This window comes from Solibacillus sp. FSL H8-0538 (genome assembly GCF_038003525.1).
Classification (GTDB): Bacteria; Bacillota; Bacilli; order Bacillales_A; family Planococcaceae; genus JBBOPI01.
Genome location: NZ_JBBOPI010000001.1, coordinates 2567504 through 2579779 on the forward strand (window position 1 = coordinate 2567504; position 12276 = coordinate 2579779).

At 36.4% G+C, this 12276-nt stretch carries 9 protein-coding genes; 1 reads left to right on the forward strand and 8 read right to left on the reverse strand.

Translation table 11 applies throughout. From position 1 onward, the window contains the following. Positions 1–3: 3 nt before the first annotated feature. The 8 genes from MHH87_RS12205 to MHH87_RS12240 all read right to left on the reverse strand — a co-directional run bounded on the left by MHH87_RS12205 (position 4) and on the right by MHH87_RS12240 (position 11829). Positions 4–1419 (reverse strand): hypothetical protein, encoded by a 1416-nt coding sequence (locus MHH87_RS12205; RefSeq protein ID WP_340749580.1) that lies wholly within the window; start codon positions 1417–1419, stop codon positions 4–6. Between the two features lie 11 nt (positions 1420–1430). Further along, a complete protein-coding gene (locus MHH87_RS12210) occupies positions 1431–2603 on the reverse strand; it encodes a hypothetical protein (protein ID WP_340749581.1) in 1173 nt (390 codons plus the stop codon). An 11-nt stretch (positions 2604–2614) separates the two neighbouring features. Further along, positions 2615–4999 (reverse strand): dynamin family protein, encoded by a 2385-nt coding sequence (locus MHH87_RS12215; protein ID WP_340749582.1) that lies wholly within the window; start codon positions 4997–4999, stop codon positions 2615–2617. A 14-nt stretch (positions 5000–5013) separates the two neighbouring features. Further along, the gene (locus MHH87_RS12220) at positions 5014–7371 is read right to left on the reverse strand and encodes a dynamin family protein (protein ID WP_340749583.1); all 2358 of its coding nucleotides are present in this window, start codon (positions 7369–7371) and stop codon (positions 5014–5016) included. 12 nt (positions 7372–7383) lie between these two features. Continuing rightward, positions 7384–9672 (reverse strand): dynamin family protein, encoded by a 2289-nt coding sequence (locus MHH87_RS12225; protein WP_340749584.1) that lies wholly within the window; start codon positions 9670–9672, stop codon positions 7384–7386. Between the two features lie 350 nt (positions 9673–10022). Next, positions 10023–10229, reverse strand: a complete 207-nt coding sequence (locus MHH87_RS12230) for a hypothetical protein (protein ID WP_340749585.1) — start codon at positions 10227–10229, stop codon at positions 10023–10025. A gap of 30 nt (positions 10230–10259) precedes the next feature. Further along, positions 10260–10814 (reverse strand): hypothetical protein, encoded by a 555-nt coding sequence (locus MHH87_RS12235; protein ID WP_340749586.1) that lies wholly within the window; start codon positions 10812–10814, stop codon positions 10260–10262. A 28-nt stretch (positions 10815–10842) separates the two neighbouring features. Next, positions 10843–11829: a helix-turn-helix transcriptional regulator gene (locus MHH87_RS12240; protein ID WP_340749587.1), complete on the reverse strand. Its 987-nt coding sequence runs from the start codon at positions 11827–11829 to the stop codon at positions 10843–10845. A gap of 182 nt (positions 11830–12011) precedes the next feature. Here MHH87_RS12240 and MHH87_RS12245 point away from each other — a divergent pair, with 182 nt between their 5' ends. After that, the gene (locus tag MHH87_RS12245; RefSeq protein WP_340749588.1) at positions 12012–12194 is read left to right on the forward strand and encodes a hypothetical protein; all 183 of its coding nucleotides are present in this window, start codon (positions 12012–12014) and stop codon (positions 12192–12194) included. The last annotated feature ends 82 nt before the right edge of the window (positions 12195–12276 follow it).

A 12276-nucleotide genomic window follows, 5' to 3' on the forward strand; every position in this document is an offset into this window, starting at 1 on the left:
AGATTACCTCATTAAGCGCTGTAAAATGTCCATATCTTTGTTGTTTAATGTAGACATTTCTTTAAGGCCATTTTCTAATAACTTCGCAGTTGCTTTTGTTTCCTCTGTTTGAACATTTAATGCACGTAATACTTGATTATTTTCATCAATAATCGATTTTGAGCCATCTAGTACATCCTTCATCGCCTGACTGTTCGCTTCTGTAGTACGGGATAATTGCTTAACTAAATCATTCAATTGATCTGATGAGTCCTCTAGTAATCTCGACACTTCTGTTTTCAACGTTTCATTCAATGTTTTCGATTGCTTTTCTTGATTGTCCACTGAATCTAGGAAGTCCGCTAAGAAATTCTCAAAGTCTCCTTTTGCTACCGCACGTTGATCCCCTAATTCCTTAATACCTTCAGATAGTGTTTGCTCTGCATTTGTTAACACATCACGGTGCTGCGTCATCGTATCATTTAATGTAGAGGTAATGCTATCCTTAATCACATTTTGCGTTTCGATTAATTGTGTATGATGCTGTGCTAATGTGTCCTCATGCGTTGCTAACTGACTTGTATAGTCTTTAATTTGCTCATACGTATCTGTATAGAATTTTTCTGCCGTATTAAATGTATCACGCTGATTTTCTAACGTTTGTCGCATCTCTTCATTCGCTTTTTCGACTGATTGTAAAAGTTGTGTCGCATGCTCTTTTTCAAGCTGACGTAGTGCTGTAAGTGATTCACGTGTTACATCCCAGCCTGAGACGATTTTTTCATTAAGCTCAGCAGCATTTTCTTCAACTAATTTTGACACGACTGCTTGTGTTTCTTTTAGATGCTCACGCTCTTCTTTACGAATTTCAATTTGTTCTTGATGATGTGAGTTCCAAAGCTGCTCAATTTTTTCGTTTGATTGCTGCACTTTAGTTAAAAGCTCACTATGTGCGTCCTTAACTTGTGTGAATGTTTGCTCAGATACATTTTTTTGCTCTGTTAACCAGTTATGTAGTTTTTGGCTAACGTCATTTGCTAGCTCACCTTGTTGCTTTTGTAGCTGTTCTAACTGCTGAAGTAGTTCTGCTGATTTTGCTTGTGTTTTTTTTGATTCAGTAGTTAATTCGTTTTGTGTAGATGACCAAACAGCCATTAATTGCTCATTTGTAGCTGTTGCTAATTCTGATATTTGCTGCTTTAATTGCTGCTGATAACTCGAAAAATTTCCAGCTAATTTTTCTGACGATGTTTGTATTGCTTGTTCAAACTGATACTTTTGCTGTGCTTGCTTTTGGTGACCTAACGCAACAAAAACAGCGACAAGTACGCCTGCCACAATCGATACAATATTTCCTGTATTTCCTTCATAAAGTGGAAATACAAGTGCAGCTACTGCGACAAAGGCTGCAAATGATGGAAATAAATTCACGTAAACCATTCCTTTTCTCTTTAGACTAATTCAACATACTTTTTACAAATACTTTCTAAATAGCGATGTATTTCTTTCGGTAACCGATTTTGCATTGTGTAGTTAATAATCTCATACCATGTTGATTTCATTTTCATTGTCGAAAGCTCATAATCTAGTTGACTAGTATAGCTTTTACAAAGTGTGTGCTCTCGACGATCTAACGACAATTTTTTTTCTAGCTCTTTCCATAATACCTCTATTATTTGACGGAGTTCCTTTACTGTCCAATTCGCCTGTTGAATTTTTTCTAATTGATAGCTATGGAAAAGCTCTTGCTCCAATGCTTGTATAACAGTTTGTTCAAAAAGCTGTTTTAATTGCTTAATCCAAATGGATGCTATCGTTTTACTTTGCTTCACATGTACGTAGCTAAAGCAATTTTCAAGTTTTACAATCCATTCTACTTCTTCTAATGCAAAGCGAATATCATCATCTACGAACATTAAACTGCTCTGTAGATTTTCTAAAAATTCTTGCTTTTGCTCGACAATTTGAGTGATATAGTCTACATCATGACGCAATGCTTCTAAAAGCAGTGTTCGTTGTATCGGAATCATCGCGTATTGCTGTAAAACACGATATTGTTTATCTATAAAATACATTTTGGCGTTTTCAATACCCTGCTGAATATTCCCAATATCTGTAATGACAAAATTTCTTTCCATTTGAGTAATCGCAATCGACAACTGTTGTTGTGAAATACCTAAATCCTGTAAGTAACGTAACTGTTGTACTGTATCTGCCTTCCCATATGGAAAGCCTTCAAACCAAATAAAAGCGCTTGAATGTTTTAAAAGCGCATGATTATCATAATATGCTTTAAAATCCTCTTCATTTAAAAAATACGGTGTAAATACAAGCTTCGTATTTACAGGCAATTGCCCTGGTAAAACAGAAATATAATACGTTTCCCCAGGGACAATTTTTTTAGGCGGTTGTAAGCCTTGCTCAGTTTGTTTATAAATAAGTGGTTGGTCTGCTGAAAATAATACCCATGTACATTGCTTGAATACCGAATCTTCGGGATGCCAATACCGTTCTAAATTGGCATTAGTTGAAGCATAAGTGCGAAACAATGAATAACGCTCTGAACCAACATCGCCTAATATAAATAGCGAACGCTGAAATGGCAACATCGCTTTTATTTCCATATCAAATGCTCCTAACTGCGTAATGTGTGTATATGACTAAACAATTGCTGTTCATATACTAATTGCTGTTCTTGATTTTGCTGACGCGTTTCGATAAGCTCTTCTAGTTGCGTTTTTTGCGTATGCAGTTGCTTTTGTAAATTTAATGAAATAACAGCAGGCATATGCTGAATAAAGCGTTCTAAATACGTTGCAACGTTTGAACGATAGCTTGAGAAAAGCTGCTTCATTTGTAATTCAAAGCTGGCGATTAATTGTTGGCGGTACTGCGTTACTTGTTGCTCTTTCATTTTTTGCTCATGCTTACGTTCTACTTCATATAATTGCTGCTTCATTTGTTGCTCGTACTTTTCTTGAAGTAGCATTTGCTCACGAAGTTTTTCCTCACGTGTGTTTAACATATCTAACTGCTGCAGACGCATTAATTCAAGCTGCTTCGTATGCTCGACCTTTGCTTGTATCGCTTCTTTTTCCCGTAAATAAGCTTGACGATATTGCTCGTCCTCTACAAGCTGCGGTGGGCCATCTATCGCTTTTCCAACTTGTCCGAACCAATATTCTAATGACAGCATATTTAATAGATTGACATTTTCATTTGGCATTGTTGGATTTCTTACAATGCTTTTTTGTGAAGCATCAAACGTCTTTACTAAATCTTTATATTTATCTACCTTTGATAAAACCTCTCCCGTTTTTTGAATGCCTGCTGCTACTTTTGCGGCTTGTTGTACATACTTTGTTCCTTGCGCTACTTTTGTCACAGTACCTGCTAATTTCACTGCGCCTGTTGAAAGTGCTTTCCCCGGAACAAATACTAAGGCCCAGTCCACAAGATTCCCTAATTTTTTCATTGTTTCCTGATTATTATCATTTTTCTTTTCAATATATTTTGCCTCGTAGTTTCCTAGGCTTTGCATTTCTACTTGTGTAAGCTGCATTTGCTCACCAATCGATTCAGCTTGTCCTTCAAATTCCAGTCGCTTTTGTTCAATTTCCTGTAATTTTTCGGCATATAATACTTGAGAATCGATCTTTTCTTGAATAAATTCTCCTTGTACAAAAACATCCGAAATTGTTGGCACTTCAACTTGCAAATGAACATTCGGCATATCACCTAATGAGAACTGCTCGACTTCATTATGAAGCGCTTCATTTGTTTCGCTCGCTGCCCGTTGTAAAAATGCATTTAACATTTGATTTGTATCAACTTTTAATGTATCAGTTGCTGCAGTAATATGCTTTTCCGCTACAACTTCAGCTGCCTTCTGTAAGGCTTCAATCGTTGTATATTCACCTAACGATTGACGATATTGCTGCACAACAATATATTGCTGTGCTTCATAATTACCTAAAATTGCTTCTTTTGTCGCTTCGAAAGATAAATGGAAGTTTTTTTCTTTACTTTTTACACGCGAATCAACATATTCAATTTCTTGTTGCAGGCTCTTAATTTTTTGCTGAATGTCTTGATCTGAGACACTACGACTAACTTCTAATTGCTTTTTACGCTCATCTAAATTTGTTAAAAAACTCATTTTTACTTGCTCTAAACGGCGCGCAATACTCGATTGACGCTGCTTTTCAATATTTTGCACAAATTGCTGTTCAAAATACTGCTCAATTATGTCCATTAATGTACGCCAATGTGGGAACTCTAGTAGCTCTTCCTCGTTTGTCACACCAAAATACGTTGCACTTCGACCGATGGATTGCTCTAACTGTTCTTTATCCTCGAACATTATTTTCGCAGGTGTGTCATTTTCATCGCGGCGTAATTGGTCGATTTTAGTACGAATAAATACTAAATCAATACCCATTTGATCAATTGAGGAAATCAATCGAACATCCGCTGCAGTTAATGCTTTCCCTAGCACATACAAAATAGCATGTGCTTTTGGTAAAATGTCCATCGTACGGTTTTCATGCGTCGATATAACTGTATTTAATCCCGGTGTATCGACAAATACGATACCCGTTTTTAACATTGGATGATTTAAATACACATTAATGCATAAAATATCAGAATTTAATACGCGCGGTACATTCAAAATTTCACTAACGGACGTCTCTGTTTGTAGGTTTCGCTGGCTAAGCTCCATTAGATTTTGAATAGGAAATTGATAGGACACCATATTTGTTACAATTTCTGCATATTCCGATTCTCCATACGAAATAAACGTCGTATATGCTGTCGTTTCACTTAACATCGTCGGTAAAATTCGACGCCCCATTAAATTGTTAATTAAGCTCGATTTTCCAGATGAAAACTGACCGATAATCGGAATGTAAAACTGTTGCTCATTTAATTTTTCATTTAATGTTGCGATTTTGTCTAACGCAACACCGTCTTGTAGAAATTCTGCAATTTCTATAAATTGATTAATTTTTTGCTGCATTATATTTTCTCCTATCATATAAAAGTTGTTTGTTTTGCCGCTTGCTCGATAACGTTTACTTGAATCGACTGAATTTCAGAAATGAATTGATTTACATCTTTTGCAATTTCTTTTAATTGATTTTGCTCTTCTTTTAGTTCTTCACGCTTCGCAGCTCGCTCTGTTTCTCCAGATTGTAAAATGTCGATCAGCTGTTGAAGCTCTGATTTTTTTTCCTGTGACTGCTTTTCAAACTGCTCTTCTAGTGTAGACACGATAACATTCGTAATCGTATCCTCTTTTTCTTTAATATTGGCACGCACTGTTTTTAAAATTTCTTTACCTACGCTTGAAATGTAATCTTCAAACTCATAGCGAATATTCGTTAATACTGTTTGTTGTTCCTTTTGAATTTTGTCACTATATTCCTCAATATAGCGTTCACGCTCTTTTTGAATGCGTTCTTCTAGCTGTCGAATTTGCTGCATCTCAAGATCAAATACATCTTGATCAGTATGATTTTTACTCCTTAATGCTTTCTTCACATCATCTACTCGGTTTTGACGCTTCTGAATATCTTCACGTAAGCTTACTCGCTCTTTGTCATACTGAACTTGTGCTGTATCATCATATTCTGTAAACTCATATACTTCTGTATTCGCACCGAATAAAAAATTACCAATGCCGCCAAACACACCGCCACGTTTTTTTTCGCGGTAATCTTTTTTTTCGTAGCGCTCAACGGTTGGACGAGCGCCAAGCATTTGCATTTTCACCATTTCTTCATTTTGAATTTTCAATAATTCTTCATCTAAAGTTTCCATTTCCTTTTGAATTTTACGTGCTTCTAAACGTTTTAATTCGACCCCTTCAGATTTTTGACGCAAACTACTAATTTTTTCCTCTAGCTTTTTCTTTTCTTTTTCATATTGATCCATATCAACGTTCATATCGGTATTTACTTCAAATACGAGATTACGGACTGAATTGGCTTGAACGCCCGTTTGTTCAAATTTGTCATTTGCAACAATTGCAATTTCTTTATATTTCGATTTAATTTTTTTACGAATTGAGGTCGTAAAATCTTCGTCTAATTCTGATACTAATTCCTCGCACTCACGGTTAACCTGCTTATTTATACGCTCAATTTGTACTTGTAAATGATCTAAATCATTAAACGTATTAATTTTTGAGCCAAGCTTTATACGCAATGCCTCGATACGTGCTTTCACATCATTTTCTAAATCCGCTACAAGCTCTTTTACTTCTAAACGAATCGTTCCTTTTTGTTGTTCCAGTTGCTGACGAATCGCGTCTATATCACCTTCCACACTTTGAATACGCTCATTAATTTCCTCAGCATCCTGCGCGTCTTCAAGTTTTTGTATTGTTTCTTTAATAAAAGCGCTACGTTTAGCTAATTCATGATGCATCATTTCAGCAGGTGCTAAAAGCTCCTGAATCGTCTTTTCTCCATCTGTGATGAATTTCCATAATCGCGATTCAAGCGTTTCAATGCGAGAAAGCTGTAAAAATTTCGCACGTGCTTCTGAATCATGATCCTTTTGCATCGAGTTGTCAGGGTACTCTAACTGTTCCTTCGTACGTGCTACTAATGCTGGATATGCTGCGATTGGATAAATTTCTGGCATTTTGTGATCTGGGAAGAACGATAAATAGTTTTCACGTAAACGCTCAACAACCGATTCCACTGTTTCTTCAGATTTTTTAATTTTGTCAATTTGGTTTAATACTAGGAAAATATTATCGAAACGTTCAGACAGTTTCGCAAGGGTTTCAAAATCCGATTTAGAACCTGGCTGTGAGGCAGCGAACATATAAACACAAGCATGTGAACGCTCAATTTGGCGCTCTGTTACTTCTGCATGTCCTTTTGCAATTCCGTTTAAACCTGGGCTATCAACAAGTGTAATGCCTTGCTTTAATAATGGGGAATCCAAGTATAATGTAACCGATTCGATATCTTGTACGACTTGCTCACCGCCTAATGTCGATACATTTTGTGCTATTTCTTGCTTTGTTGCCTCACCATATTTTGTCGGTGTTGTTGGATTTTTATAATCAATTTGCAGCGTGTGACCATTTGGTGATTTTGTCGGATGTTTTATATAGTTAATTGTCGCTGTCGTTTCACTTGTAAATGAGGGTAAATAACGATCACCCATCACTGCGTTTAAAAATGTAGATTTACCTGCACTAAATTCACCTACAATTACAATAGAGAAATCGCCATTTGTTAAATCCGTCACAAACTGATTTAAGCTTGAAACTTTTCCATCCTCACCGATTGCATGAAAATATTCCTTCGAACGATTTAATAATGAAATTAATGCATCCTTACGTTGCTGATGCTGTTGTAAATGCTGATTCATCAATGATTCCCCCTACGCTAATGCTTTCTTTACAATTGCTAATTCTTTTTCTGCCTGTTCACGTTCCTGTGGCACAGCCTCTTTCATAACCTGTTGCTTTAGCTTTGTTAGTTTCTTTGTATATTCATTGTACGACTGCTCGTAATGCTTACCGATTGCCTGATCAATTTGCTGTAATTCTTGCAATAAAATACCGTCAATTTCCTTACGATAGAAGCTCGTTAAGTCTCCCGCTAAATAATCCGCCACCGCATCAAGCAAATCTTTACGTTGTTTTTCGTAATACAGGCGCTTGTTTTTATCATAAATTGCCTGCTTTTCCTTTTGTAAAATCTCTAAATCTCGCATAAGGGATTTCACTTTTTGCTCATAAGATTCAACACGGCTCTCGTTTTGTAGCACTGTGGATTGCGACCTTTTTAATCGCTCCTGTACAGCATTTAAACTCGCTGTAATAGATTTTTCTTGATTGCTAAAGTCTCGCTTAATACGTGCTTCTTGCGTATCCCAGCGCTCACGGGCAGAAGTGTCAGTTACAGTACGAGTACGTGTTTCATAGGAAGGACTTCCTCCGAAAAAGCTCTTAACAGAACTCCATAATCCTGATTTTTCCACCGTATAGGATTCTGTTTTTTGCACAGGCGTTGGACGATTCCCTAAGCTTTTTAGCTGGCGCTGCTGGGCGGACATTACTTGCTGTTTTTGTCCCTGCAAAGAATCGACATGATCTTTGTCATCCCTCAAATGCCTTTGAGATTCCTTGTACATCTTCATCGCCTGCTCCTGCTCTTTTGAAGCTTGTGTCACTTGATGGTTTTTTTCTGTAATTTTTTGTACTAGGCTTAAGTCTTCTAAATTCGCCTTCCCTAATTTGACTGAAAAATTGATTCCTTGCTTTGATATGGCGATTTTCGGATAATGCTTTTCAATACGAAGCACCGCACTTTCGTATAAATCTGACAACAGCTGAATTAAAGAATCACCATAGCCTTTTGTAAGATCCTGCTCCTTAAGCCTCATAAAATGTGTCACCTGATTTTGTAATCCCTTTAACAAAATTTCAGGATCTTCATTTGAGCGCATAAGTTTTGTAATTTCAGTTGTTACAATGTCCTCTACTATTACCTGCGTTTTTTGTAAATCCTGCTTCACTTGACCGATTAGCATTGATCGAATATCGGATTTTTTGGCAGTGGTAAAATTCTGTAAGCTTTTTAAATTATCTTCTTTGGACTGCTGAGCTTGATTTAAGCGCAAATTAATTTCACTTAGCTGCTTGTCGTCGATTGTTACCTGATGGATCGTTACTTGCTCTTCAAATTCAACGATAATTTCCTTTACTAAGCTTTCAAATTTCTTTTCAATGTTTTCATGCTTTAGCTTCTCTTTGTCGCTAGTCGCTAGACGGTGCCAAATTTCGTTCTCTATTTGCGAGAAATTTGAACGCTGTAACAACTGCTCCCTGCGCTCAGCAGTTAATGGCTCTATGTCTCCTTCGAACAGCTGCTGAATAGCTTCATCTTTTGCTGTTAATGCAAGTAGCGCAGAAACACCCATAATTGTAGGATTATTTTCTACACCAATTGTGGCAAGTTGCTCTTTTAACTCCTTTACCTTAAGCTCGATTGTTTCGCCTTCTGACTGCTTTAACGTATCGATCGCATTAATAACAAATACAAATGAGGACTGATATTGCTTTAATAGCTCGTACATTGCGACATTTGATTGCGATAACCCCCGCGTATGTAATAAATATATACTTGTATGCGCACGTTGAATTTCATAACGTGTACGCTCATAATGACCCTTTGCAACACCGTTTAATCCTGGTGTATCAACAAATACGATTGGTTCATCCGTATATGGAAAATTGACATGAATTGTAACGGACGCAACTTCCTCCACAACATTTATGTCCTTTGCCATCGTTGTCACATATTCTGTTAAGCCATTTGCATCCTTTGGTAACTCTGTTATTATCGGCATCTTATTTCCGAAAAACTCGATTTTCACTTTGTTGCAAAGCGAATCTGTCGCTCGTACATTTTTAATATAAGTAACCGTCGCTGTCGTTTCATTGACCGAGTGAGGTAATATATCTTTTCCAATTAATGCGTTTAAAAACGTTGATTTACCCGCACTAAATTCCCCTACAACTGTAATTCGAAATTCCTTTTCATTTAACTGATTTAATAAATCCTTAGCACGTTGTGTGAAGTTAGCATAATTCGCCAGTTGTAATAATGGCAAATGAATAATATTTTCAAGTTTTGTTTCTATTTTCTCTTTCGAAATAAGCAAAATTTGACGCCCCTTTCGTATTACAGTTCATATCAATAAATTTACAATAATCCCATATAAAATGTATCATATATCCCTCGCCACTAAAGTCTTTTCACACAAATAAAAACGAATATTTATGCCTAAAGTCTTAATTAATTTAATAATTACTGAAAATTAATGTTCAATTATCTAGACTAAAATAATCTTTATCTTACAAATCTGCTTGGACATATAATGTCTATTATCGTTATAAAAACTCGATAAATTGAAATAATTCATTTTTATTGTGCATTTAATTTTTTACTATTTCCCTTCACTAAATGCCCATTTTATTGAACTTTAGTTGTTGAGAAATAATTGTCATTCAGCTAATACCTCTGCTCCCAGTTCGTACATGAAGTCCATGCAGCACGAACAAAATGATATTTATAGCACGTTTGCCTTTCGTTCGGATCAAAGTTAAAAAAGTTTGGTGAATTGACGCGCGGCTTTACATGTAAACCACCAACTGGACCATTCCAATGACGACACATCACACAAATTTTTGTACGTGGATTTGTTAGTTTGGTAGTCATATATTTCATCTCATTATTTAAATTACTACCTCAATTCCTTTGCACATTCCAAATTTCAGAAACATTGCCATAACGCTGAATCATCGTTTTTTCTAATTCCTTTACCGTTTCCACTTGTGCTACAGAATTACCTACAATTAATATCGAAATCACAAGATTCTCTGCATTGGAATTCATTCTTTGACCAGATTGATGTTTTCTTCCACTATCGCTTGGTCTTACATAATCTCGTAAACGCTTTCGAAAACCGCCGTTATTATATTCAATCGCGCGGCCGATATACTTAACCGTTCCATTCTCCGTTGCCTTATATAATCCGATTGATTTGTTGTATGGTTTTAAATTTTCAATCGTTAAATCTTCTAAATTCCCAAGTCGAATCCAACGTTTATCCCACTGATCTAATGTAAATCCACCATACTTTTTCTCTCCCTGCATTTGATCAAAGCTATTTGAAATAGAGGGTGAACGCTTTTTCATTTCAGCTTGCCTCTTCGCTGCCTCTGCTGCAGCTTTAGCCATTAAATTCGGCGCTTCCGCTATCGCTTTTTTTGCGAGTTTTCCTAACATATCCATTAATGACATACTGTTTCCACTCACTTTCTCATGATTATTACTTGTTGAAAGCTCTAGAATAAGCCTCTAGTATTCTCTCAACACTCCCAACAATCTCATCCCTAAATCCAACCGGCTCCAACACCTCAACATGCTCCCCTTGACTCAACAGCCACATCTTAATCCCCTTACCAAACACCTCAGCCTCAAAAATCACACCATCATCTGCCTTCTTAATAACCTTTGCAGTTGGTAAACGATCTAGCACTGCCTGTGGTGAAGGACCAGTAAAGCGGAACTTAATCGTCATTAACTCGCCCGTATACATAAACTGCACGCGCTTGCGGAATTCACCTTCTTGGAAGCGTTCATGATACGGCACGGTAAACGAGACAGATGTTTGCTCGAAATGTTGGATACGGTCTATGCGATAAATCGTCGGAAAATCAAAGTCCGTTTTCAGAGGATAAGCAATCAAATAAAAATAATATTCCGAAAAAATAATTCCCACTGGCTTAACCATGCGTTCATTTGACTGCTTATCAAATTCACGTAAATAATGCATCCTAATAACCTTTTTCGATTGGATTGCCAATGAAAGTTGCCATAGTACATCTAGCAAATCCTTTTTATGATTTAACTCGACATACAATTGCCTTTCATTCGACATCATCTGCTTGATGACAGTGCGGTCCTCTTTATAAGCTAGATGTGTCAATTTCTTAATAATTGAATCCATTTCATGCTTTGGAAATGCACGTGATTCAATCAGCACCTTTAATACAGCGAAAATCTCTTCATTTTTCAACCAAGATGGCTGCTCCGTTTGTAATACGTAAGCCTTTTTTACTCTGTTATAATCCAAATATTCATTTTGCTTTTCCTTTTCAATGTAATCACGAATATTTTCAAGATCTCGCTGAATGGACTTTTCACTAATTTGAAATCGATCGGCCTCTTCCCTTTTTACAAGGCTCTCTCCATTTTTCAAGCGATCATACATCGAAAGAATGCGTCTAATCTGATTCTGTTTCTCCTGACTCATTGCATCACCTCGATATGACTAATACTACCGTTTCGATTGGACGTATTATGACCAATCGAATACGTAATATAAAAATAAATGACTACCTTAAATCATTAAATACAATTCCAATTGTACCACTATTTGTATTTTAAATAGATGGTAGTTAGTTATTATTACACACATAAAAAGGAGAGAGAATAATGCCAATATCTCAAATTCGTTTAGTATTATGCGATGCTTGTGGGAAATTAATTAAAATGGAGAAGTTTGGGGATGCATTAACGCCGGTGGACTGGGAGCGAATGCAAAATACTCAAAAGAAACACCTTTGCGGAAAATGTAAGGTGAAAAAGCAGGTAAATAAGTTCTTTATTGACAAATAGTGTTTTATGAACTTAATAAATTTCATTACCTATCTTAAAATCTGGGTTTTTCGAGTATAAAATGTTTAAAACCTCAGGAGGT

Excerpts from the sequence above, each read along its gene's own strand:
- MHH87_RS12205 (WP_340749580.1), bottom strand. The coding sequence starts at position 1,419 with ATGGTTTACGTGAATTTATTTCCATCATTTGCAGCCTTTGTCGCAGTA.
- MHH87_RS12210 (WP_340749581.1), bottom strand. The coding sequence starts at position 2,603 with ATGGAAATAAAAGCGATGTTGCCATTTCAGCGTTCGCTATTTATATTA.
- MHH87_RS12215 (WP_340749582.1), bottom strand. The coding sequence starts at position 4,999 with ATGCAGCAAAAAATTAATCAATTTATAGAAATTGCAGAATTTCTACAA.
- MHH87_RS12220 (WP_340749583.1), bottom strand. The coding sequence starts at position 7,371 with ATGAATCAGCATTTACAACAGCATCAGCAACGTAAGGATGCATTAATT.
- MHH87_RS12230 (WP_340749585.1), bottom strand. The coding sequence starts at position 10,229 with ATGACTACCAAACTAACAAATCCACGTACAAAAATTTGTGTGATGTGT.
- MHH87_RS12235 (WP_340749586.1), bottom strand. The coding sequence starts at position 10,814 with ATGTCATTAATGGATATGTTAGGAAAACTCGCAAAAAAAGCGATAGCG.
- MHH87_RS12240 (WP_340749587.1), bottom strand. The coding sequence starts at position 11,829 with ATGAGTCAGGAGAAACAGAATCAGATTAGACGCATTCTTTCGATGTAT.
- MHH87_RS12245 (WP_340749588.1), top strand. The coding sequence starts at position 12,012 with ATGCCAATATCTCAAATTCGTTTAGTATTATGCGATGCTTGTGGGAAA.